This is a genomic window from Erwinia sp. ErVv1 (assembly GCF_900068895.1).
Lineage (GTDB): Bacteria > Pseudomonadota > Gammaproteobacteria > Enterobacterales > Enterobacteriaceae > Erwinia.
This window is the reverse complement of record NZ_CDPK01000004.1, coordinates 127,839-150,485: the sequence shown is the minus strand read 5'-3', so window position 1 is coordinate 150,485 and position 22,647 is coordinate 127,839. Positions and strand designations below refer to the sequence as shown.

Sequence of the window (22,647 nt, the reverse complement as noted above, 5' to 3'; positions counted from 1 at the left end):
GTCTATAGTAAATCCACTTTTCGCTGCAAAGCTTCGTACCAAGCCTGGACACGACGCAGCGAGCATCATTTTCAGGAGTTGAACCACAATGAAGATCTTTCAGCGATATAACCCGCTGCAGGTTGCTAAATACGTTAAAATTCTCTTTCGTGGCAGGCTGTATATAAAAGACGTAGGCGCTTTCGAGTTCGATAAGGGGAAAATTCTTCTCCCGCGTATCAAAGACAAACAGCACTACAGCGTGATGTCAGAAGTGAACCGTCAGGTCCTGCGTATGCAGACAGAATTTAACTAATCCTCCATCCGCCTGCGCGGGGGGAAAAAGTAAGGCGCGAATTTCGCGCCTTACTTGTTTCTGCCAGACCTGAATTTCCAACAGACTGATTATTCTTCGACAGCGTCAGGCAGTACCGGAGCCGTCGGTGGGCGCGCAACGATGCGCGTAACCAGCAGCTGATCGATGCGATAGCTGTCGATATCGACCACTTCAAACTTGTAGCCGTGAAACTTAACGAAATCGGTGCGCTTGGGGATTTTACGCAGCATAAACATCATAAAGCCGCCGATGGTTTCATAGTTGCCAGACTGAGGAAACTCATCAATATCCAGTACGCGCATGACGTCATCTATCGGCGTACCGCCCTCGACCAGCCATGAGTTTTCATCGCGGGCAACAATTTGCTCTTCCATTCCCTGACCGACCAGATCGCCCATCAGCGTGGTCATCACGTCATTAAGGGTAATGATCCCCACCACCAGCGCATACTCATTCATGATCACCGCAAAGTCTTCTCCGGCGGTTTTAAAACTTTCCAGCGCTTCCGATAGCGTCAGGGTATCCGGCACGATGAGCGCAGAGCGGATCTGTACGCCGCTGTTAAGCGCCATGCTCTGGTGCCCCAGTACGCGCAGCAGCAGCTCTTTAGAGTCCACATAGCCTACGATATGGTCGATATCCTGATTACATACGAGGAACTTGGAGTGGGGATGGTTGGCGATTTTTTTCTTCAGGCTCTCTTCGTCTTCGTGCAGATCAAACCACACCACATTTTCACGCGAGGTCATCGACGAGGGAACGGTGCGTGACTCCAGTTCGAACACGTTTTCAATCAGTTCATGTTCCTGCTTACGCAGCACGCCCGCCAGCGCACCGGCTTCCACCACCGCGTAAATATCGTCAGAGGTGATGTCGTCTTTACGCACCAGCGGGATTTTAAACAGGCGAAAAATAATGTTGGCTCCGCCGTTAAAAAACCACACCAGCGGGCGGAAAATAAACAGGCACAGCCGCATTGGGTTGATGATTTTGAGGGCAATGACCTCGGGGGCAATCATGCCCAAACGCTTAGGGAACAGATCGGCAAACAGAATAAACAGGCTGGTCACCAGGGTGAAGGAGCACACAAAGCTCAGCTGCTCGGCGCGCTCGGGGCTGACAATGCGCAGAAAAAGCGAGCGAAAGGCCGGAGAAAAGGCCGAGTCACCGACGATACCGCCGAGGATAGCAACCGCATTCAACCCAATCTGCACCACGGTAAAGAACATCCCCGGGGTTTCCTGCATTTTTAGCACATGCTGGGCATTCACATTGCCGTCGTTAGCCAGCAGTTTCAGTTTGATTTTGCGTGCCGCCGCCAGCGAGATTTCTGAAAGAGAGAAAAATGAACTGACCGCAATCAGCAGTAAGATGACAAGCAAGCTGTCTAACATAGAACATCCATAATATGGCACGATTCAGTAGCAATCAGAGTGAAGCGCCTGAAACCTGGCCTTGGGTTAATCACCTGTCATTTTTGGCCTGGGCAGCGCATAAGGATCTGCGAACGTGAGATCCCGTTCAGTCAGGGTCGGCTGTCCGTGCCAAAAATGTCTGCACCGGGTAATAACGCCGGGGCAGAATTGTATCGACGGTCCGCATTGCGGTCCGTGCTGGGGATTATAGCCGTGGTGGCGAGTGCTTACAATTGCGGCGCTCGACAGACCCGCTTTCGTCCCTGCCGCGATCGCGTACGGCGAGCTTTACGAAGTGAGCGCTTCTTTGGTGAGCATCTCCCTTCCATAGCCGTCCGATTTACATTCAATCACGATCATATGTTGTATCATGTCAATTCTTTACGCACAATAAGTCAAAATTTTAGCTTTATCGGTTAAATAAGGGTGAAATCAGGCAAAACTTTGCCATGATTAACACCACCCTGAACATCAGGACGAGTTACCAGAAGACGTCATGCCCATCTGGACCAGGGGACGGCTATAAAACCAGGAGTAAGCGTGCCACGAATTCATCTTTACTGCATGATCTGTCTGATCGCTGCCGCACCCGCTGTAGAGGCAGCGACCGTGCGATTGCAGGTGACAGGGTTATCCGGGGAATTACAGAAAAACGTGCGGGCGAGGCTTTCGACCATCTCCAGCGATGAAATCTCCGCCGATGGGCGTTTTCGCGCGCGCGTAAGCGAGGCGGTCAAAGAGGGCCTGAAGGCGCTGGGCTACTATGAGCCTACCATCGAGTTTAGCCTGCTCCCGCCGCCGGCAGGCGGTAAAAGACCGCTGCTGGTGGCCAACGTCAAGCCGGGTAAGCCCGTTAAGCTGGCGGGCGAAACGGTCATTATTCGCGGTGAAGGCCGCACCGACGCTGACTATCAGGCTCTGGTGCAGGGCGGCAAAAGCAAAATTGGCAGCGTGCTCAATCACGGTGAATACGACAAATTCAAAAGCTCGCTCAGCAATATGGCCCTGCGCAAAGGGTACTTCGACGGCGACTTTACCAAAAGCCAGCTTGGCGTGTCGGTCGATCGTCACGAGGCGTTCTGGGATATTGATTATGACAGCGGCCAGCGGTATCGCTTTGGCAGCGTCAGCTTTGAAGGCTCACAGATCCGGGAAGAGTACCTGCAGAATCTGGTGCCCTTTAAGAAAGGCGACTACTACAGCTCGCGCGATCTGGCCGAACTGAACCGCAGACTTTCTGCTACCGGCTGGTTTAACTCGGTCGTGGTAGCACCTGAATTCGACAAATCCCGTAAGACCAAAGTACTGCCGCTGCAGGGCGTGGTCACCCCGCGGACCGAAAATACCATTGAAACCGGCGTGGGCTATTCTACCGACGTGGGCCCGCGCGTTAAGGCGACGTGGAAAAGGCCCTGGGTTAACTCTTACGGCCATAGCTTTACCACCAGCGCAAACATCTCCGCACCCGAACAGCAGCTGGATTTCAGCTACAAGATCCCGCTGCTGAAAAGCCCGATCGAACAGTATTACCTGTTGCAGGGCGGACTCAAGCGTACCGATCTGAATGACACCAAAGCAGACTCCTCGACCCTTGCGGCATCGCGCTACTGGGAGTCTTCCTCCGGCTGGCAGCGGGCCATAAACCTGCGCTGGAGCCTGGATCACTTTACCCAGGGTAACGTCACCAATACCACCATGCTTATCTACCCCGGCGTGAGCATCAACCGTACCCGTTCGCGCGGCGGGCTGATGCCGGTCTGGGGCGATTCCCAGCGCTACTCCCTGGACGTCTCCGATACCACATGGGGTTCGGATGTTGATTTCGCCGTGGTGCAGGCGCAGAACGTCTGGATCCGTACCCTGGGAGAAAAAAACCGCTTTGTCGTGCGTGGCAACCTTGGCTGGATTGAAACCAGCGATTTTGAGCGTGTTCCGCCCGATCTGCGCTTTTTTGCCGGGGGCGATCGCAGCATCCGTGGATACAAATACAAAGGCATCTCCCCGCGCGATGACGACGGTAAGCTAACCGGTGCCTCAAAGCTGGCAACCGGATCGCTGGAGTATCAGTACAACGTCACCGGCAAGTGGTGGGGCGCGGTGTTTATTGATTCCGGTGAAGCGGTAAACGACATCAAACAGAGTAACGTGAAAACGGGCGCGGGCTTTGGCGTGCGCTGGCAGTCACCGGTGGGGCCAATCAAGCTGGATATCGCCCGCCCGGTGGGTGATGACGAAGATCGTGACATACAGTTTTATATCGGACTGGGGCCTGAACTATGAGTCGCTGGAAAAAGGTCCTGATCGGCATTCTGATTTTCATTATGCTGCTGCTGGGCACAATCGCCTTCCTGGTGGGCACTACAACCGGCCTGCATCTGGTGCTGAACGGCGCATCGCGCTGGGTGCCGGGATTGCAGATTAAACAGATCGACGGCGGCTGGCGAAACCTGACCCTCAAAGGCGTGCAGTATCAGATGCCGGGCGTGACGGTTAACGCCGGGGAAGTTCACCTGGCCTTGCAGCTGGGCTGTCTGAGGCACAGCGCATTCTGCGTTAACGACTTCTCCCTGAAAGACGTTAACGTGGCGGTTGATAGCAAAAAAATGACGCCCGCAGCAGAGACGCAGGATAAAGATACGTCGACGGGCGATCTGAGTACGCCTTACCCGATTACGCTTCGCCGCCTGGCGCTGCACAATATCACCGTTAAGGTGGATGATACGGCAATTTCGCTGGCCGACTTCACCTCGGGTATGCACTGGCAGCAGCGGGCACTGACCCTGATGCCGACCCATATTCAGGGGCTGCTGATTGCGCTGCCTAAGGCCGCGCAGGTGGCCGATAAGCAGGTGGTTCAGCCAAAGGTACAGCAGCCGAAAGCGGATGAGCAGCCGCTGGGTGAGACGCTAAAGGCGATGTTTGCTAAGCCTCTGCTGCCGGAGTTGCCCGACTTCAAAATGCCGCTGGACGTCGACGTACAGCAGCTGCTGGGCGAACAGCTGCGTATTACTGGCGATACCGACATTGCCATTAACCGCCTGCTGGTGAAGGCCAAAACCCAGGATCGCCAGCTACAGCTGGAGACGCTGGCGGTGGATTCGCCTCAGGGACGCCTCAACGCACAGGGAGAGGCTACGCTGGCGGGTAACTGGCCGGTCAGCTTCACGCTCAACAGCGCGCTGAATTTTGATCCGGTCAAAGGTGAGAAGATCAAAATGACCGTCAGCGGCGGCCTGCGCGAGCAGCTAAACCTGGCGCTCAACCTTTCCGGCCCGCTGCGGGCGCAGCTGGATGCCGGTGCCAGGCTGGCCGAGGCCGGGCTGCCTCTGTCGCTTGCGCTACAAAGCGCGCAGCTGCGCTGGCCGCTGAACGGGGAAACCCAGTACCAGGCGGATAACCTGAACTTCAGCTTTAAGGGTAAGGCGACGGATTACGTGATGTCGCTCAGGACCGCCCTGAAAGGGCAGGGCATTCCCCCCGCGACGCTCACCCTGAACGGCAAAGGCGACGTTGAACACTTCTCGCTGGACAAACTCAGGCTGGCGGCGCTGGAGGGTAATACCGATCTGACGGCGCTGGTGGACTGGAGCAAAGCTATCAGCTGGCGCAGTGAGCTGACGCTCTCCGGGATTAATACTGCGAAGCAGTATCCGGACTGGCCGGCGAAGCTGGAAGGGAAAATCACCACCCGTGGCAGCCTCTATGGCGGCAGCTGGCAGGTGCGCGTGCCGGAGCTGAAGCTGCGCGGCAACGTGAAGCAGAATGCGGTGACCGCCGACGGCTCCCTGTATGGCAACAGCTACAACCAGTGGGATATACCCGGCCTGAAGCTGGTGTTGGGGCGTAATAATCTTGATGTTAAGGGTTCCCTCGGCGACAAGCTGGCGCTGGATGCCAATATAGATGCCGCACACCTCGATAACGCGCTTCCCGGTCTGGGCGGCGTGGTGAAAGGGACGATTAAAGCGCGTGGCGATCTGAAGGCGCCGCAGCTGCTGGCCGACGTGACTGGCGCCGGGCTGCGCTGGCAGGCGCTGAGTATTGCCCGGGCGACGCTAAAAGGCGACGTTAGCTCAGGGGATGAGATTAAAGGTAAGCTGGCGCTGCGCGTCGAGCGGATCAAACAGGATGCGCTCAACCTCTCTCTGGTTACGCTGGATGCCAGCGGCGATGAGAAGCAGCATCAGCTGAAGCTTAATATCAGCGGGCAGCCGGTTTCCGGACAGCTGGCGCTAAACGGCAGTTTTGATCGTCAGGCACAGCGCTGGACCGGGACGCTGAACAATACGCGCTTCGATACGCCGGTAGGGGAATGGCGCCTGACCCGCGCCATCGCACTGGATTATCTGAACGCGAAGCAGACGGTGAGCATTGGGCCGCACTGCTGGCAAAATCCGAATGCGCAGATCTGCGTCCCGCAAACCATTGAGGCAGGTCCATCCGGCCATGCCAAAGTGGTGCTGAACCGCTTCGATCTGGCGATGGCGAAACCCTTCCTCGGCGAAGAGACCGCACTCAGCGGCGTATTCACCGGTGATGCCGACGTCACCTGGAAAGCTGACGGCGGTCTGCCACAGGGGCGCGTGACGCTGAAAGGTAACGGGGTGAAGGTGGTGCAGGACGTGCAGGGCAATAAACTGCCCATTGCGTTCGACCAGCTAAACCTTAACGCCGGGCTGCACGACGGTCGTGCTCAGCTCGACTGGCTGATCCGCATCGCGAACAACGGCCAGCTTAACGGCAACGTGCAGATTGCCGACCCGCAGGGTAAGCGCACCCTCTCCGGCAACGTTAATATTGCCAGCCTGTCGCTGGCGATGCTGAATCCGGCACTGATGAAGGGTGAGAAGATCGCGGGCCTGCTTAACAGCAACCTGCGACTGGGCGGAAACCTGCAACAGCCCCAGGTATTTGGTCAGCTGGGCTTGAAGGACGTTGATGTACAGGGCAGCTTTATGCCGGTCGAACTGACCTCAGCCAGCCTGAACATGGTCTTTAACGGCATGAGCTCAACGCTGGAAGGGCTGATTAAGACCTCCCACGGACAGATTGCGCTTAACGGTGATGCCGACTGGCAGCAGCTGGACGCCTGGCGTGCACGCGTGGCGGCGAAGGGCGAAAAGGTCCGGGTTACCGTGCCGCCGATGGTGCGGATGGATGTCTCTCCGGATCTGGTATTTGAAGCGACGCCGCAGATGTTCAATCTTGACGGGCGCGTGGATATTCCCTGGGCGCGTATCACCGTGCAGGAGGTTCCCGAAAGTGCGGTAGGCGTATCATCAGACGAAGTGCTGCTGGATAAAGACCTGAAGCCGGTGGCCCCGAAAACCGCGGCGATCCCGATTAACAGTAATCTGGTTATTCACGTCGGAGATGACGTGCGGCTCAGCGCATTCGGCCTGAAGGCCAGCCTGAACGGTGACCTGAAGCTGGTGCAGGATAAGCGCGGTCTGGGGTTGAACGGTCAGATCAATATTCCATCTGGCCGTTTTCACGCCTATGGACAGGATCTTATCGTGCGTAAGGGCGAGCTACAGTTTGCCGGACCGCCGGATCAGCCTTATCTGAACATCGAGGCAATCCGTAATCCGGAGGCCACGGAAGACGACGTGACCGCAGGCGTTCGCGTAACCGGGCTGGCAGATGAGCCGAAGGCCGAAGTCTTCGCTGACCCCACCATGTCACAGCAGGAAGCGCTCTCTTATCTGCTTCGCGGACAGGGACTGGATGCGAGCGGTAGCGATAGCAGTGCAATAACCTCAGCGCTGGTAGGATTGGGGCTTGCACAAAGTGGTCAGGTTGTGGGTAAAATCGGGGAGACCTTCGGCGTGAGTAATCTGGCGCTGGATACGGCTGGCGTCGGTGACAGTCAGCAGGTCCAGGTTAGCGGCTATGTACTGCCGGGTCTGCAGGTAAAATACGGTGTTGGCATATTTGATTCACTGGCGACGCTAACCCTGCGTTATCGCCTGATGCCTAAACTCTATTTGGAAGCGGTGTCTGGTATCGATCAGGCGCTGGATTTACTTTATCAGTTTGAGTTTTAGCAATGCGAATAATTGTCTACGGCAGCTTAAGACGTAAGCAAGGTAACAGTCACTGGATGACTAACGGCCAGTGGCTGGGCGATCACCAGATTAGCGGCTATGCGCTATACAATCTTGGGCACTACCCCGGCGTAGTGGTGGGAGAGGGTCAGGTGTACTGCGAAGTCTACCGCATTGATGCCTCCACGCTGGGCGAGCTGGATGCGCTACGCACCCAGGGGGGAGAGTATAAGCGGGCGCTGGTGCAGACGCCTTACGGCAGCGCCTGGCTGTACGTCTATCAGCGATCGGTGATGGGAAAACAGCGTATCGACAGCGGCGACTGGCTGCTGCGCGATGCGCAAGGGCAGGCCTGATGGGCTGATAAACAAAAACACCGCTCAGTGAGCGGTGTTTTTTTTGCCCTGAAGAGGATTACTTCTTCGCGGCGCGTTCGAAAGAGGTGATGATTTCAGCTTTTGCTGCTGCTGCATTATCCCAGCCTTCAACTTTAACCCACTTGCCTTTTTCCAGCGCTTTATACTGCTCGAAGAAGTGGGTGATCTGCGCACGCAGCAGCTCAGGAAGGTCGTTCACATCTTTGATGTGATCGTACTCTTTGGTCAGCTTGGTGTGCGGGACAGCAACCACTTTGGCATCTTCGCCAGACTCGTCGGTCATTTTCAGGACGCCCACCGGACGGCAGCGGATCACTGAGCCAGGCTGCAATGGATGCGGCGTTGGCACCAGCACGTCAACCGGGTCGCCGTCCAGAGACAGGGTGTGGTTGATGTAGCCGTAGTTGCACGGGTAGAACATGGCGGTAGACATGAAGCGGTCAACAAACAGCGCGCCGGAGTCTTTATCAACTTCGTATTTGATTGGATCGGCGTTCGCCGGGATCTCAATAACCACATAAATATCTTCTGGCAGATCTTTACCTGCTGGAACCAGGTTCAAACTCATGGTCAATTCCTTCATTCAGTCTTAAATCATGTGTCGCTCATTATAGCCAACTGAATATGAAAGTATCCCCCCTTTTTGGCCTTTCAGAATGCTCCAGTTATGGCGTGATACGTTGGCAGACGTCAGGCAAAAGGTGGGCCAGTAAAGGGCTGCCTGAATGGCTGCCGGGTCAGGTGATAACGCCGCATGCAAATCGCGAGCGCTAAGTGTTGCCGCAGCGCCAGATGCGGCATATAGCCTGTGCCGACCTCACTCCTCTTTGTCTGAACGAAAGAGTGCGTGATTTTGCTTAAAATCAAAGTTCATTTTTACTGTTATATAGGCGGATTTTTGGTGGGATTAACTGCTTAACAGGCTTAGTTCTGTATGAAATCACTGTGAAATTGCGTCAGGAGTGAAGATTTATTCCGCTATCGGCATGTACGGCATTCTGCGCTTACGCGCCGTCATCACCGTTGAAAATCCCTGAATCCCCTGTTAATTAACTACTTATAACGAATGGATGCCTCCTCTCTCTTCAGCGGGGGAAAAAGTGATCCCTGTCAAAGCTGACGCTCTGTTTACGTCTCCTTTCATCATCTTTTCTAAAGAATGCCCCCCCGGCTGCCGATACCTTAATCTCTTTTTGGCTTTCAGGCATACCGTCTAATTAAAGGTCATTCAAACCATGCTAAGAAAAATTTCAATACGCACCGGCCTGATCGTGCTTCTCGCCCTGATGACGCTAATGCTGCTTAGCGTTAGCGTGATGGGTATTTTTGCCATTAATAAAGGGAATCGTTCGCTTGATGTGGTTAACCGCATTCAGGGAGTGGAACTTAACAGCCTGTTTCTGGCTAATAACAGCCTGCTGCGCGCCAGAGCGAGTGCCGCGCTGGCGACCCGGAAAATGGAAATCGGTATGTTAGACGAATCCAGTGCCATCACCCTGCTGGTAAAAAATAATGTTGCTAACTCGCACGTTGAAATAAAGCGTTTCGTCGACGCCGGGACCGTCACCACTCACGGTAAGGCGCTGGCGGACGCCCTGATTGCCCGCTATAACCAGTATCTGAGCGAAGGGATCGTCCCGATGCAGCAAGCCCTGGAGAAACAGGATCCTGACGGCTATTACACCCTGCTTGAGGAGAAGCTGGGCTCGCTAAATATTGCCTTTGCTAAAGCGGTGGACGATTTCAGTCTCTATGCCAACCAGGTCACCCAGGCTCAGCTGATGGAGGCGAAAAAAAATGAACGCATCCTCACCGTGCTGATCCTGTTCTGCGGCGTATTGACGATCATTCTGCTGGCGGCGGCCTGGATGCTGCTACGCGCTATCCTGCTCAGACCGCTGAATACCGCCATTGCGCATCTTGAGTTTGTGGCTGCGGGTGACCTGACCCGCAGGCTACCTGAAAGCGGGGAGAATGAGTTGGGACGTCTGAATGCGGCCCTGACGGCGATGCAGTCTTCGCTCCAGCTTTCGGTCAGCCGCGTACGGGATGCCAGCCTGCAAATTGACGTGGGCAGCCGCGAACTGGCCTCTGGGAACCTGAATCTCTCACAGCGTACCGAAGAGTCTGCCGCATCGCTGGAGCAGACCGCCGCCAGCATGGAGCAGCTGACCGCCACGGTGAAGCTCAATGCCGACAATGCCAGCCAGGCGCATCAGCTGGCACGCTCAGTCTCAGACAGCGCCGATCGCGGTAGCGAGGTCGTTAGCTACGTGATGGAGAAGATGCAGCAGATTACCCACAGTTCAAAGCGTATCGGCGATATTCTTGGGGTGATCGACGATATCGCCTTCCAGACGAATATTCTGGCGCTGAATGCGGCCGTAGAGGCGGCGCGGGCTGGCGAGCAGGGGCGGGGGTTTGCGGTGGTAGCCGGAGAAGTTCGCAACCTGGCGCAGCGCAGCGCGACCTCCGCCACGGAGATCCGCTCGCTGATTACTGAATCTCAGAGCCGCGTCAGTGAAGGGGCGCAGATGGCGACCAGAGCGGGGGAAACCATGGACGAGATAGCCACAGAGGTGATGCGCGTCACGGAGCTGATGAAAGAGATCTCCAGCGCGTCGCAGGAGCAGAGTCGGGGAATTGAACAGGTTAATCTGGCAGTGACGCAGATGGATGAAGTCGCCCAGCAGAACGCGGCTCTGGTAGAGCAGGCGACGGCGGCAACGCAGTCACTCGAAGAGCAGTCACAGCAGCTGGTTCAGTCGATGGCGGCATTCCGGGTGAGTCCGGCCTGATGTTACCCCGTTATCCTCTTTAGCCACGGTGGTAAAATCCCGCCAGCGGACAGCGGCGGGCGATAACCACGGAATAAAAAAACAGGGCGATCGTAAGATCGCCCTGTTTTTGACAGCTTTCGGCTGCAATGGCCAGGTTTACTGACGCATTCTCATCTGGCTTCTGTCACCAGGTTTACTGACGCATTATCCGCTGGCTTCTGTCACCAGGTTTGCTGACGCATTATCCGCTGGCTTCTGTCACCAGGCTAGCTGAGGCATTATCCGCTGACTGCAACCGCCGGAATTGCTGGCGTTAGGCCAGGTGCTCAGGCGTCAGGATACTCGCGCAGGAAGCGTTCGGTGTCTTCAACCATATCGGTATTGCCGACAAAGAACGGCGAGCGCTGGTGCAGGGTTTCCGGCACCAGGTCCAGAATACGCTGTGCGCCATCGCTGGCTTTACCACCGGCCTGCTCGGCAAGGAACGCCATCGGATTACACTCATACAGCAGCCGCAGTTTACCTTTCGGGTGGCTGGCGGTGCTCGGATAGAGGTAAATACCGCCTTTCAGCAGGTTACGATGGAAGTCTGCAACCAGTGATCCAATATAGCGGGAGGTATACGGACGATGGGTGGGCTGATCTTCTTCCTGACAGAACTTCAGGTATTTTTTCACGCCTTTCGGGAAACGAATATAGTTTCCTTCATTGATCGAATAGGTATAACCCTTTTCCGGGAACGCCATTTTTTCCGCACTGAGGCAGAACACACCCAGTGAGGGATCGTAGGTAAAGGCATGTACGCCACAGCCGGTGGTGTAGACCAGCATGGTAGAAGAACCATACACCACGTAGCCAGCCGCAACCTGCTGACTACCGGGCTGCAGGAAGTCCTCTTCCGTCACCGGCGTACCTGGCGGGGTAATGCGGCGATAGATTGAGAAAATCGTACCGACCGAAACGTTAACGTCAATATTCGACGAGCCGTCCAGCGGGTCCATCAGAACGACGTATTTACCGTTCTCGACGCCTTCAAAGATGACAATCTCGTCTTCTTCTTCCGAAGCAATACCGGCCACAATGCCGCGCGCCTTCAGGGCCGCTTTGAGTTTTTCATTAGCAAACAGATCGAGCTTCATCTGCTGTTCGCCCTGAATATTTTCGGCACCGCTGGCGCCCAGAATATCGACCAGTCCGGCTTTATTGATATCGCGGTGAATGATTTTTGCGCCCAGCTTGATGGCGGAAATCAGTGCCGTCAGTTCACCTGTGGCGTGAGGAAAGTCGTGTTGCTTCTCGACGATGAATTCGCCTAACGTTTTCATAACACAATCCCTGAATCTGCGGTTGAGCAGCAGCCTGATTTACAAACTGCCAACGTATGCGTACGCAGTTTAGCCGAATGAAGACGAAAGAACATAGGGCAAATCCGTTTATTCCGTACGGTGAGGGCGTTACACTGTGCGCCGAACTTTCCTGTAAACGGACCTGTTATGCGCATTCATATCCTCGGTATCTGTGGCACTTTCATGGGGGGCCTGGCGACGCTTGCCCGGGCGCTCGGGCATGAAGTGACGGGCTCAGATGCCAACGTCTATCCGCCAATGAGCACGCTTTTAGAAAAGCAAGGCATTGATTTAATTCAGGGTTATGATGTTTCCCAGCTCGATCCCGCTCCCGACCTGGTAATTATTGGCAACGCCATGACGCGGGGCAATGCCTGCGTGGAGGCGGTGCTGGAACGCAATATTCCTTACCTCTCAGGCCCGCAGTGGCTGCATGATTTTGTCCTGCGCGATCGCTGGGTGATTGCGGTGGCCGGAACGCACGGTAAAACCACCACGGCAGGCATGGCAGCGTGGATTTTACAGGCCTGCGGGCTGGAACCGGGCTTTGTTATCGGCGGCGTACCCGGAAATTTCGATGTATCCGCCACTTTAGGAAAAAGCCCATTCTTCGTCATTGAAGCGGATGAGTACGATTGCGCTTTCTTTGATAAGCGCTCTAAGTTTGTTCACTACTGTCCACGCACGCTGATTCTCAACAATCTTGAGTTCGATCACGCCGATATTTTTGACGATCTGCGCGCTATTCAGCGTCAGTTCCATCATCTGGTGCGCATCGTGCCGGGCCAGGGAAAAATCCTGCTGCCAGAGCAGGACCACAACCTGAAACAGGTAATCGCCATGGGCTGCTGGAGCGAGCAGGAGAGCCTGGGCGATGGCGGGCGCTGGCAGGCTAAAAAGCGCGTGCCTGATGCCTCCCAGTGGGAAATCTGGCTGGATGGCGAATGTGTGGGGGAGGTTAACTGGGCGCTGGTCGGCGAGCATAATATGCATAATGGGCTGATGGCGGTCGCCGCCGCGCGTCACGTTGGCATCAGGCCGGAGGATGCCGGACGGGCGCTGAATGACTTTATCAATGCGCGTCGACGCCTTGAACTGCGCGGTGAAGCGAATGGCATTAAGGTCTACGATGATTTTGCTCATCACCCAACGGCCATTCTCGCGACGCTGACCGCGCTGCGCAGCAAGGTCGGCGGTACGGCGCGTATTCTGGCCGTACTGGAACCCCGCTCCAACACCATGAAAATGGGGGTCAGTAAGGACGACCTGGCTCCGGCGCTGGCCCGTGCTGATGAAGTCTTCCTGCTGCAGCCGCACCATATTCCCTGGCAGGTTTCAGACGTTGCTGAGGCGTGCGTGCAGCCGGCGCACTGGAGTGCGGAGGTGGATACGCTGGTGGAAATGATCGTTAAAACTGCGCAGCCCGGCGATACCATCCTGGTGATGAGTAATGGGGGATTTGGCGGGATTCATCAGAAGCTGCTGGAAAAGCTGGCGCGCTGAATCAGCGGGCTGAACCGGAGCGACCTTTCCGGTGGGCAAAGCAGTTAAAGGGCGGAGGCGACTCCGCCCTTTTTGTATTGGCGAGCGGGCTGGTTAGCGGGACTCGGCAAGCTCGCGCAGATACTGGAAGATCTGGCGGCTGGACTTTGGCGGCTTCTCAGACGCTTTCTCTTTCTGCGCGTTGCGGATCATTGAGCGCAGCTGCTGGCGATCGGCATGCGGGTAAAGCGTCAGCACGTCCGGGATCGCTTCGTCACCCTGTTCAATCAGGCGGTCACGCAGCATCTCCAGCTTGTGGAAAAGCGCAACCTGCTGGTTGTGGCGATTCTTCAGCTTATCCAGCGCCAGGCGGATCGGCTCTTCGTCGCGCGAACGCAGCATCTTGCCAATCAGCTGGATCTGGCGGCGGTAGCCCTCTTTTTTGATCTTCTTCGCCAGCTCAATGGCCGCACGAAGATCTTCATCCAGCGGGATCTTATCCAGCGAGTTTTTACTTAACTCGACCAGCTCTGAGCCCAGGCGCTTTAGCTCCTCGGCGTCACGTTTAATTTCACTTTTACTGACCCAGATAATCTCGTCGTCTTCTTCTTCTTCATTATCCGGTACATCATCGAGCCAGTCGTCGGGCTGTTTAGTCATGGGAGGCTCCCTAAAAAAGAGGCTAATGCTATCAGGTTAAGCGGCTACTGCGAAATTGTTCTCCGAGTCTGTTAGACTGAAATGAACCTTAATCACCAAAGAGTCTGGAAATCTGGCGCTTTTACGCGGTCAGAAAGCCCTCTGTTAATTATATGGTAGGTCGATGAAATTACTCTCCCAAGTTGCAGAACAGCGTAAAACCCTCGAACAGGCGGTAGCGACAGCACTCGAACTGGCGAAGGCCAGCACCGATGGGGCGGAAGTCGCCGTGACCAAAACCACCGGTATTGGCGTCAGTACGCGCTACGGTGAGGTGGAAAATGTAGAATTTAACAGCGATGGCGCCCTGGGTATCACCGTCTATCATCAGAACCGTAAAGGCAGCGCGTCATCGACCGATCTTAGCCCGGACGCGATCAAACGCACCGTGCAGGCAGCCATCGATATTGCCCGCTACACCTCGCCGGATCCTTACGCGGGCCCAGCCGATCGCGAGCTGCTAGCCTTTGATGCACCGGATCTCGATCTTTTTCACCCTTCCGATCTCGATCCGGACCGGGCGATCGAACTGGCTGCCCGCGCTGAGCAGGCGGCGCTAAAAAGCGATACGCGCATCACCAATACCGAGGGTGGCAGTTTTAACAGCCATGTCGGCATGAAGGTGTTTGGCAACAGTCACGGTATGATCCAGGGTTACAGCTCCAGCCGCCACTCGATCTCCTGTAGCGTGATAGCAGGCGCGGGCAGCGATATGGAGCGTGACTACGCCTACACCATCGGCCGCGCGATGGAGGATTTACAGTCGCCGGAGTGGGTGGGCGAAGAGTGCGCCCGTCGCACCCTGTCGCGTCTTTCACCGCGTAAGCTGTCGACCATGAAAGCCCCGGTCATTTTTGCCGCCGAAGTGGCGACCGGCCTGTTTGGCCACCTGGTGGGGGCCATCAGCGGTGGAAGCGTTTACCGTAAATCCACCTTCCTGCTGGATTCGATGGGCCAGCAGATCCTGCCTGAGTGGCTGACCATTCAGGAGCGGCCACACCTGTTGAAAGGTCTGGCTTCCACGCCGTTTGACAGTGAAGGCGTGCAGACCCGCGATCGCGACATTATTAAGGATGGCGTTCTCCAGACCTGGCTGATGACCAACTATTCGGCCCGCAAACTTGGCCTTAAGAGCACCGGCCACGCGGGCGGTATTCATAACTGGCGTATTAACGGCCAGGGCGACAGCTTCGATCAGCTGCTGAAGAAGATGGGCACTGGCCTGGTGGTCACCGAATTGATGGGACAGGGCGTCAGCGGTATTACCGGCGACTATTCGCGCGGTGCGGCGGGATTCTGGGTGGAAAACGGTGAAATTCAGTATCCGGTCAGTGAAGTGACCATCGCCGGAAACCTGAAGGATATGTGGCGTAATATGGTCACCGTCGGTAGCGATATCGAAACTCGCAGCAATATTCAGTGTGGTTCCGTGCTGCTGCCAGAAATGAAAATAGCCGGGCAGTAATTTCCGGCTGCGGCAATTTCTCAGTTATTGCGTACTATTATCAGGGTGGCCTTAGGGTCACCCTTTTTGCTGTTCTCTTTAAATAAAAATAAGGAATTGAGCAATGCGTAAAAGTTTACTGGCCCTGTTAACCGTGACCCTGATGGGTTCCAGCCTCTCTGCTCTGGCGAGTCTGGAAGAGGATATGGATACGCTGAATGCGGGTCTGCGCACCGTGACCAAAACGGACGACGCGACGGAAATGAAACAGGCGCTGACCAAAATGCGGGCGGCGGCCGGTGATGCCAAAACCCAGACGCCTGATAAACTCAAAGGCCAGTCCGCCGATAGCGCACAAATGAAGGATTTCCGTGCCGGGCTGGAGACGCTAACCCGCCAGATTGATAGCAGCATTAAACTTGTTGATGCGGGCGACCTGGCGGGTGCTAAGGCGGAGGCCAAAAAATTTGCCGTCACCCGTGATGCCAATCACAAAAAATTTCGCTAAAACGGCAAGGCTCTGCGGAGCCTTTTTTAGTGGCTGTTAAAAGGGATGCTTTTTTTCGGGCCATAATTATTAATTAAATAACGCTTCTATTTTTTATTTAACCTGGCACTAAAAATAAAATTCTAAAAAATAACATTATCTCAATGGCGGAAAATGGCCTTATATTTTATATTATGGTCATTACCCCTTATCATCGTTAGCGCCTATTATTTCCATAAAAGCATCCATAATTCGAGAACGATAAGTTTTTCCTCTGGATACATGCGCACCCTTTGCGCTTAACATCCTGTTTTGAATGATAATTAACGATTTTAGAAAAATTTCGAGCAGACTGTGATATTCCTCCGGCTGTTTCCACCGATCGTGCACGAATTAGCGCTTTTGCGTACTCGATCGTATTTCGGCAGCGTATTTCCACTTTGAAACGGAAAAAGTCGTTCTACACACCAGCAGGCAAGGGCGCTATTTTACGGACATCACAAATTCACCAAATTTCCTGGCCGGGAAGAAACGGAAAAAGAGGGACGTAAATTGGACAATGCAGCGGTATCGATTAATACGGCTAATGAAGATCGGGCTATTCAGGCGCTGGCGGAGAAGGTCATGGCGCAGATAGCAGATATTTTTACCGCCAAAAATATATATCCCAACCCGGTTCAGCAGCAAATGTTGACCTCACACGTGCGGGCAATGGCATTGCGTTCGATTACCGGTGAGCCGCTGCCTGAAGTAGAAGCCGATCTGTTTGAAGATATCTCCGCTACATCAATGGCACTGGCACAGCAGGTTGTTGATCTGTTCGGTAACCTGCCCGTGGAGGAAGCCTGGATGCTGTCGGTCCATTTTGAAGTGGCGAAAGAGAATACGGGTCCGGAGTGAAACTGGGGGATGACGGCGTCTTGATGGACGCCCAAACCGCTGCGTGGTCGCCACCCCGTCACGCATTTTGTAATTGATAACGACATCATTCATTGAATCAAGGAGCAGGCATGTCACAGGTAATCGTGGTCATTGGTGACCGTTTAGGTAAAGGCCAGAAAGTTGCGGCAGGCGTTGAGAAAGCGGGGGGGAAAGCTATCGTCATCCCCGGTGTCGCGGCCGATATGAAGCTGGGCGACGTAATGAAAGCGGAAGGGGCGTCCTTTGGCATCTCGTTCTGCGGCAGCGGCGGCGCAGGGTCGATCACCGCACAGAATAAACACGGCTATAAGGCAAAGTACGGGATGCGTTCCGTCGATGAAGGCGTTACCGCTATCAACGAAGGCGCCGTCGCGCTGGGTTTTGGCTTTATGGATAAAGAAGAATTGGGCGAACGTCTGGTTCAGGCATGGACAAAAAAACACGGTGGCTGACCGATGAAGGAGCAATTCACCACGACGGTAAACGTAAGCGGCAAAGGGGACAGCAAGTCCCGCGCCTTTGCTGACGCGTTAAGCCGGGTACAGAACACGCTACTTAAATCGACCAGCAAGGTACTGCTGCGTATTGAACCCCAGGATGTCAGGGTGGTCCGTGCACAGCAGAGCGTCAGAAAGGAGAAATTTTTGTTTTTCTTTCTGGCGAGAGAACGACGGAGTTACAGCGTTGAGCTGGATATTACCGTTAGCGTGACCGTCATCGACGCCGATAAGGTCGATTTCGTCACGAAATAAAGCACTGCCCCTGAGGCAGCAATAATCATGATTTAAAAACGTTGGCGCAAGCCTGAAAGGAAAGACTGATGTTTTTAATAATCTTATTTAAGTCACTCATCATCGGCGGTCTGGTTGGTGTCGGCGTAGGCGCAGGTGCTGCGCGTATGTTCCACGCCCCCACCACGCAGGGAATGGGTGCATTTCGTACACTGGGTGAACTTAACTCCTGTGAAGGCGATCCGGCCTCTCACTTCTCTTTTGGTCTGGGTTTTTTCTTTAATGCCTGGGCCTCTTCCGTGGCGGCCGGTTCCTTCACTCAGGATGTCGATCACCGCATTATTCCCCACTGGGGTGCCGCTGCGCTGATGGTGAAAAACCGTAACGTCGCTGAAACCCTCCACGATCCGAAAAAAATGGCGATTGCCTGCGGCATCATCGGCATGATCGTGGTTGCCTTCCTTAATTCAACCGCCTCCGCCGTTCCGGCTGCGCTACAGGTCACCGCCGTTAAGGTACTGGTGCCTGCTGCGAATCTGCTGGTGAATACCGTGATGCCGGTGATCTTCTGGCTGGCTGCGATTGATGCCGGTAAGAAGTCAGGATTCTGGGCCACGATTTTCGGCGGTCTTGCGCAACTGATGATGGGGAATGCCGTACCGGGTCTGGTGCTGGGCATCCTGATTGGTAAAGGCGTTGAAGAGAGCGGCTGGAATAAAGTCACTAAGGTGATGATGGCTGCCATCGTTCTGCTTTTCGTGCTCAGCGGCTTCTTCCGCGGTTTTGACATGAAAATGCTGCAATCCTTCCAGCTGGGCGTGCCGGGCTGGCTGGAAATGATCCATAACGCCATGAGCGGTAAATAAGAGGACGATGACGATGGAAGAGTCAAAAAACGGTTTCTGGTATGCAGACTGGTCCTTTCCGATTTTTGTCGGCCTGCTGTCTGCCGGAGTATTCGCCGGGACGCACATGTACTACGTCTACGGGCTCGGCGCATTCAATGAAGTCGCCTTTGTCTCCATGCTGCGGTCGGGAATGGAAACCGGCGTCTACGGCGCGGTTGCAGCCTTTGGCGCCAGCTTTCTGTTTGCCCGCATCATTGAAGGCTCACTGGTCGGTATCCTGGATATTGGCGGCGCGATTCAGACCGGTATCGGGCTGGGCGTACCGGCGCTGCTGCTGGGGGCCGGAATTATCTACCCGGTGGCGAACTTTGCGGCCTCGCTGGTGACCGGACTGGTGCTGGGGGTTGCGGTGGGTTACGTGATTATTCTGGCGCGCAGGTTCACCATCAATAACAGCGACTCCACCTACGGTGCAGACGTGATGATGGGGGCAGGGAACACATCTGGTCGCTTTCTGGGGCCGTTGATTATTCTCTCTGCGATGACGGCTTCAATACCGATTGGCTTAGGCTCGCTGCTGGGGTCGCTGCTGTTCTATATGTGGAATAAGCCCATTACCGGCGGAGCCATTCTGGGGGCGATGTTACTGGGGGCGATTTTCCCGGTAGCCCTCTGATGTCACGACGGTTTGCCTGGAATGGGCAAACCGCGTTGTGGATGCTGCGGCATCCGGTATTAAAGGAGTCAGTCATGTTTGATCTTGTTATCCGCCGTGCGCGTCTGCCTGATGGCAGCCTGACCGACATCGCCATAAGCGACGGTAAAATTGCTGCACTCGGCGAAGTGCGCGGGGAAGCGGCCACTGAGAAGGATCTTGCCGGGCAGTGCTGGCTTAGCGCGGGCTGGATCGATTCGCACGTCCATTGCTACCCCAAATCGCCCATCTATCATGATGAGGCCGATCGTATCGGCGTGGCAACGGGCGTCACCACCGTCGTGGATGCAGGCAGTACCGGCGCGGACGATATCGACGATTTTTATCAGATCACCCGCGAGGCAGATACGCGGGTTCATGCTCTGCTCAATATTGCCCGCACCGGCATCGTGACGCAAAACGAGCTGGCGGATATGAGTCAGATCGACAGGGTGGGCATTCGCGATGCCATTAAGCGGCTACCAGGTTTTATTCTCGGTATTAAGGCGCGAATGAGCAGCAGCGTGGTGGGTGCAAACGGCATTCAGCCGCTGGTGCGAGCCAAAGAGATCCAGCAGGAAAATGGCAATCTGCCGCTGATGGTGCATATCGGTAATAATCCGCCGGACCTTGACGAAATCACCGACCTGCTCGGCAGCGGCGATATCATTACTCACTGCTATAACGGTAAGCCTAACCGTATTCTGACGCCCGCCGGAGAGCTTCGCGCCTCGGTTAAACGGGCCCTGGATCGTGGGGTACGCCTGGATGTGGGGCACGGCAGCGCCAGCTTTAGCTTTGAGGTCGCCCGCGTGGCCATCGCACAGGGCATTCTGCCGCACACCATCAGTTCAGATATCTACTGCCGCAACCGCATTAACGGCCCGGTACATTCGCTGGCTCACGTAATGTCGAAATTCTTCAGTGTGGGTATGACGCTGCCGCAGATTATTGACTGTGTGACGCTTCACGCTGCCCAGGGCCTGCGTTTGCACGACAGAGGACGGCTTGAAGTGGGACTTGACGCCGACCTGACCCTTTTTGATCTCAAAGAAGAACCCTGCCTGTTTATCGACTCCGAAGGGCAGTCGGTTGCCGGTGAGAAACAGCTGATACCTCTGGCCGCCGTTGTGGGTGGCGAGTGGTTTATTACCGATGAAGGGAAAAAGCATCATGTCGTCAATTTATGAAAAATATGGCCTGAAGCAGGTCATTAACGCCTCAGGCCGCATGACCATTCTGGGCGTATCGACGCCGGGTGAAGAGGTGGTTGATACGGTCAAATACGGGCTGAATCACTACTTTGAGATGAAAGACCTGGTTAATAAGACCGGTGCGTATATCGCCGGGCTGCTCGGGGCGGAAGATGCGGTGGTGGTCTCCTGCGCGTCTGCGGGTATCGCTCAGGCCGTAGCCGGGGTGATTGTGAAGGATAACGACTGGCTGCTGGAAAACCTCCACGCCGCGCCGCTAACCGTGCCACACGATATTGTTGTCCCTAAAGGCCATAACGTGAATTACGGCGCGCCGGTCGGAACGATGGTCGCCCTGGGCGGAGGACGTCTGGTAGAAGCGGGCTACGCTAACGAGTGCTCAGCCGATCAGCTCTCCGCGGCTATCACGCCGCAGACCGCGGCCATTCTCTATATTAAATCGCACCACTGCGTACAGAAAAGCCACCTCAACGTTGAGCAGGCGGCCACGGTAGCCCGCAAACACGGTGTCCCGCTGATCGTGGATGCCGCCGCAGAAGAAGATCTTAAGTGCTACTACCAGTACGGCGCAGACCTGGTGATTTACAGCGGTGCCAAAGCGCTGGAAGGCCCTACCAGTGGCCTGGTCATGGGACGCAGGCAGCCTGTTGAGTGGGTAAAGCGGCAGTCAATGGGTATTGGTCGCGCCATGAAAGTGGGCAAAGAGGGCATTCTGGGGCTGACCCAGGCGATTGAAAGCTATCTGACCCAGGAGAAGGTCACTGGCGTGCAGATGGTTGAAAAAATGACTCCGTTTATCAGCAATCTGAACGGCCTGAATGGCATTACCGCCCGCGTGGTGTGGGACTCGGCGGGGCGCGACATTGCGCGAGCCGAGATAAAGCTGGATGAAACGGCAATAGGTTATACCACCGGCGATGTGGTGCAGGCGCTGAAAACCGGTGAAATCGCCATCTACTTCCGCGGCTATAAAGCTAACGAAAGTATTATTGAGGTCGACGTGCGCAGCGTGTCGGTCGGGCAGTTAGATACCATCTATGCATGTATTAACGCGTTGTTAGCAGGAGAGAAAAAAGCATGATGCTGAACCCTAAATTTTATCAAGACCGCGTGTGTCTCAACGTGCTGGCTGGCTCAAAAGAGAATGCCCGTGAGATCTGGCAGGCCGCTGAAGGCCATGTGCTGGTGGGCGTCCTGTCGAAAAACTATGATAGCGTAGCGAGCGCCGTTGCCGACATGCGTGAATACGCTGCGCTTATCGACAATGCGCTCTCCGTCGGCCTTGGCGCAGGCGACCCTAACCAGTCGGCGATGGTGAGCGCCATCTCCGCTGAAATTCAGCCGCAGCACGTTAATCAGGTCTTTACCGGCGTGGCAACCAGCCGTGCGCTGCTGGGGCAGAACCAAACCGTCGTAAACGGTCTGATTTCGCCTACCGGCACGCCCGGCCTGGTAAAAATCTCCACCGGCCCGTTGAGCTCAAGGGCAGCTGATGCCATTGTGCCGGTAGCAACCGCTATTGCTATGCTGAAAGATATGGGTGGCAGTTCGGTGAAGTATTTCCCAATGGGCGGTCTGAAAGCCATTGATGAGTTCACCGCCGTGGCGAAGGCCTGTGCGGAGCAGGACTTCTGGCTTGAGCCAACCGGCGGAATCGATCTGGAAAACTATGAGGCGATTCTGCGAATTGCGCTGGATGCTGGCGTAAGCAAAATCATCCCGCATATCTACAGCTCCATCATTGATAAAGCCTCGGGTAATACGCGCCCTGCCGATGTCAGTGCGCTGCTGGCAATGACCAAAAAATGGGTTAAATAAGCCCGCCCGACCAGCCTGAGACCGAGGC

General features: G+C 55.3%; 20 protein-coding genes. 16 read left to right on the top strand and 4 right to left on the bottom strand.

What is annotated here, in order from left to right; genetic code table 11:
• The first annotated feature begins 88 nt into the window (after positions 1-88).
• Complete coding sequence (locus A1830_RS07770) at positions 89-295, top strand: DUF1107 domain-containing protein (protein ID WP_067704109.1); 207 nt, start codon at positions 89-91, stop codon at positions 293-295.
• An 89-nt stretch (positions 296-384) separates the two neighbouring features.
• Here A1830_RS07770 and A1830_RS07765 read toward each other — a convergent pair whose 3' ends face one another.
• Positions 385-1,710 carry a polyamine export protein PaeA gene (locus A1830_RS07765; RefSeq protein WP_067704106.1) on the bottom strand — a complete coding sequence of 442 codons (1,326 nt, stop codon included), beginning with the start codon at positions 1,708-1,710 and terminating at the stop codon, positions 385-387.
• Between the two features lie 585 nt (positions 1,711-2,295).
• On the opposite strand from A1830_RS07765, the gene A1830_RS07760 reads away from it, so the two are divergent.
• The 3 genes from A1830_RS07760 to A1830_RS07750 are packed head-to-tail and all read left to right on the top strand — an operon-like array spanning position 2,296 to position 8,134.
• Positions 2,296-4,011: an autotransporter assembly complex protein TamA gene (locus A1830_RS07760; protein ID WP_197473306.1), complete on the top strand. Its 1,716-nt coding sequence runs from the start codon at positions 2,296-2,298 to the stop codon at positions 4,009-4,011.
• A complete protein-coding gene (locus A1830_RS07755; protein ID WP_067704101.1) occupies positions 4,008-7,778 on the top strand; it encodes an autotransporter assembly complex protein TamB in 3,771 nt (1,256 codons plus the stop codon). Before A1830_RS07760 ends, A1830_RS07755 begins: the two co-directional genes overlap by 4 nt.
• Positions 7,779-7,780: 2 nt before the next feature.
• Positions 7,781-8,134, top strand: a complete 354-nt coding sequence (locus A1830_RS07750; RefSeq protein WP_067704098.1) for a gamma-glutamylcyclotransferase family protein — start codon at positions 7,781-7,783, stop codon at positions 8,132-8,134.
• Between the two features lie 58 nt (positions 8,135-8,192).
• Here the strand turns inward: A1830_RS07750 and ppa are convergent, their stop codons facing one another.
• Positions 8,193-8,723 (bottom strand): inorganic diphosphatase, encoded by a 531-nt coding sequence (gene ppa, locus A1830_RS07745; protein WP_067704096.1) that lies wholly within the window; start codon positions 8,721-8,723, stop codon positions 8,193-8,195.
• 667 nt (positions 8,724-9,390) lie between these two features.
• On the opposite strand from ppa, the gene A1830_RS07740 reads away from it, so the two are divergent.
• Positions 9,391-10,953 carry a methyl-accepting chemotaxis protein gene (locus tag A1830_RS07740; RefSeq protein ID WP_067704094.1) on the top strand — a complete coding sequence of 521 codons (1,563 nt, stop codon included), beginning with the start codon at positions 9,391-9,393 and terminating at the stop codon, positions 10,951-10,953.
• Positions 10,954-11,261: 308 nt separating this feature from the next.
• Here A1830_RS07740 and fbp read toward each other — a convergent pair whose 3' ends face one another.
• The gene (gene fbp / locus A1830_RS07735; RefSeq protein ID WP_067704091.1) at positions 11,262-12,260 is read right to left on the bottom strand and encodes a class 1 fructose-bisphosphatase; all 999 of its coding nucleotides are present in this window, start codon (positions 12,258-12,260) and stop codon (positions 11,262-11,264) included.
• 168 nt (positions 12,261-12,428) lie between these two features.
• Here fbp and mpl point away from each other — a divergent pair, with 168 nt between their 5' ends.
• Positions 12,429-13,784, top strand: coding sequence for a UDP-N-acetylmuramate:L-alanyl-gamma-D-glutamyl-meso-diaminopimelate ligase (gene mpl, locus A1830_RS07730; RefSeq protein ID WP_067704088.1), 1,356 nt, complete (start codon positions 12,429-12,431; stop codon positions 13,782-13,784).
• Positions 13,785-13,877: 93 nt separating this feature from the next.
• Here the strand turns inward: mpl and yjgA are convergent, their stop codons facing one another.
• Positions 13,878-14,423, bottom strand: a complete 546-nt coding sequence (yjgA, locus tag A1830_RS07725; RefSeq protein ID WP_067704085.1) for a ribosome biogenesis factor YjgA — start codon at positions 14,421-14,423, stop codon at positions 13,878-13,880.
• A gap of 163 nt (positions 14,424-14,586) precedes the next feature.
• On the opposite strand from yjgA, the gene pmbA reads away from it, so the two are divergent.
• The 10 genes from pmbA (at position 14,587) to A1830_RS07675 (ending at position 22,619) form a co-directional block, all read left to right on the top strand.
• Positions 14,587-15,927: a metalloprotease PmbA gene (gene pmbA, locus A1830_RS07720; protein WP_067704082.1), complete on the top strand. Its 1,341-nt coding sequence runs from the start codon at positions 14,587-14,589 to the stop codon at positions 15,925-15,927.
• A gap of 103 nt (positions 15,928-16,030) precedes the next feature.
• Positions 16,031-16,414 carry a cytochrome b562 gene (gene cybC / locus A1830_RS07715; RefSeq protein WP_067704079.1) on the top strand — a complete coding sequence of 128 codons (384 nt, stop codon included), beginning with the start codon at positions 16,031-16,033 and terminating at the stop codon, positions 16,412-16,414.
• A gap of 531 nt (positions 16,415-16,945) precedes the next feature.
• Positions 16,946-17,293: a glycine dehydrogenase gene (locus tag A1830_RS07710; RefSeq protein WP_067704076.1), complete on the top strand. Its 348-nt coding sequence runs from the start codon at positions 16,946-16,948 to the stop codon at positions 17,291-17,293.
• Between the two features lie 110 nt (positions 17,294-17,403).
• The gene (locus A1830_RS07705; protein WP_067704073.1) at positions 17,404-17,766 is read left to right on the top strand and encodes an SFCGS family glycine-rich protein; all 363 of its coding nucleotides are present in this window, start codon (positions 17,404-17,406) and stop codon (positions 17,764-17,766) included.
• 3 nt (positions 17,767-17,769) lie between these two features.
• The gene (locus A1830_RS07700) at positions 17,770-18,066 is read left to right on the top strand and encodes a DUF4312 family protein (protein ID WP_067704070.1); all 297 of its coding nucleotides are present in this window, start codon (positions 17,770-17,772) and stop codon (positions 18,064-18,066) included.
• A gap of 68 nt (positions 18,067-18,134) precedes the next feature.
• A complete protein-coding gene (locus A1830_RS07695) occupies positions 18,135-18,911 on the top strand; it encodes a DUF4311 domain-containing protein (protein WP_067704067.1) in 777 nt (258 codons plus the stop codon).
• Positions 18,912-18,924: 13 nt separating this feature from the next.
• Positions 18,925-19,569 (top strand): DUF4310 family protein, encoded by a 645-nt coding sequence (locus A1830_RS07690; RefSeq protein ID WP_067704064.1) that lies wholly within the window; start codon positions 18,925-18,927, stop codon positions 19,567-19,569.
• Positions 19,570-19,643: 74 nt separating this feature from the next.
• Positions 19,644-20,777: an amidohydrolase/deacetylase family metallohydrolase gene (locus tag A1830_RS07685; protein ID WP_067704061.1), complete on the top strand. Its 1,134-nt coding sequence runs from the start codon at positions 19,644-19,646 to the stop codon at positions 20,775-20,777.
• Entirely contained in the window at positions 20,761-21,882 is a 1,122-nt protein-coding gene (locus tag A1830_RS07680; RefSeq protein ID WP_067704058.1) for a DgaE family pyridoxal phosphate-dependent ammonia lyase, read from the top strand. The genes A1830_RS07685 and A1830_RS07680 overlap by 17 nt, the downstream gene beginning before the upstream one ends.
• Entirely contained in the window at positions 21,879-22,619 is a 741-nt protein-coding gene (locus A1830_RS07675; protein WP_067704056.1) for a 2-dehydro-3-deoxy-phosphogluconate aldolase, read from the top strand. Before A1830_RS07680 ends, A1830_RS07675 begins: the two co-directional genes overlap by 4 nt.
• Positions 22,620-22,647: the final 28 nt, after the last annotated feature.

Bases quoted from the DNA above. Each gene is read 5' to 3' on its own strand.
- pmbA (WP_067704082.1), top strand. From the start codon at position 14,587: ATGAAATTACTCTCCCAAGTTGCAGAACAGCGTAAAACCCTCGAACAG.
- A1830_RS07685 (WP_067704061.1), top strand. From the start codon at position 19,644: ATGTTTGATCTTGTTATCCGCCGTGCGCGTCTGCCTGATGGCAGCCTG.
- A1830_RS07760 (WP_197473306.1), top strand. From the start codon at position 2,296: ATGATCTGTCTGATCGCTGCCGCACCCGCTGTAGAGGCAGCGACCGTG.
- A1830_RS07680 (WP_067704058.1), top strand. From the start codon at position 20,761: ATGTCGTCAATTTATGAAAAATATGGCCTGAAGCAGGTCATTAACGCC.
- A1830_RS07695 (WP_067704067.1), top strand. From the start codon at position 18,135: ATGTTTTTAATAATCTTATTTAAGTCACTCATCATCGGCGGTCTGGTT.
- ppa (WP_067704096.1), bottom strand. From the start codon at position 8,723: ATGAGTTTGAACCTGGTTCCAGCAGGTAAAGATCTGCCAGAAGATATT.
- A1830_RS07750 (WP_067704098.1), top strand. From the start codon at position 7,781: ATGCGAATAATTGTCTACGGCAGCTTAAGACGTAAGCAAGGTAACAGT.
- A1830_RS07770 (WP_067704109.1), top strand. From the start codon at position 89: ATGAAGATCTTTCAGCGATATAACCCGCTGCAGGTTGCTAAATACGTT.
- yjgA (WP_067704085.1), bottom strand. From the start codon at position 14,423: ATGACTAAACAGCCCGACGACTGGCTCGATGATGTACCGGATAATGAA.
- A1830_RS07690 (WP_067704064.1), top strand. From the start codon at position 18,925: ATGGAAGAGTCAAAAAACGGTTTCTGGTATGCAGACTGGTCCTTTCCG.
- A1830_RS07705 (WP_067704073.1), top strand. From the start codon at position 17,404: ATGTCACAGGTAATCGTGGTCATTGGTGACCGTTTAGGTAAAGGCCAG.
- A1830_RS07740 (WP_067704094.1), top strand. From the start codon at position 9,391: ATGCTAAGAAAAATTTCAATACGCACCGGCCTGATCGTGCTTCTCGCC.
- mpl (WP_067704088.1), top strand. From the start codon at position 12,429: ATGCGCATTCATATCCTCGGTATCTGTGGCACTTTCATGGGGGGCCTG.
- fbp (WP_067704091.1), bottom strand. From the start codon at position 12,260: ATGAAAACGTTAGGCGAATTCATCGTCGAGAAGCAACACGACTTTCCT.
- A1830_RS07675 (WP_067704056.1), top strand. From the start codon at position 21,879: ATGATGCTGAACCCTAAATTTTATCAAGACCGCGTGTGTCTCAACGTG.
- A1830_RS07765 (WP_067704106.1), bottom strand. From the start codon at position 1,710: ATGTTAGACAGCTTGCTTGTCATCTTACTGCTGATTGCGGTCAGTTCA.
- A1830_RS07755 (WP_067704101.1), top strand. From the start codon at position 4,008: ATGAGTCGCTGGAAAAAGGTCCTGATCGGCATTCTGATTTTCATTATG.
- cybC (WP_067704079.1), top strand. From the start codon at position 16,031: ATGCGTAAAAGTTTACTGGCCCTGTTAACCGTGACCCTGATGGGTTCC.
- A1830_RS07700 (WP_067704070.1), top strand. From the start codon at position 17,770: ATGAAGGAGCAATTCACCACGACGGTAAACGTAAGCGGCAAAGGGGAC.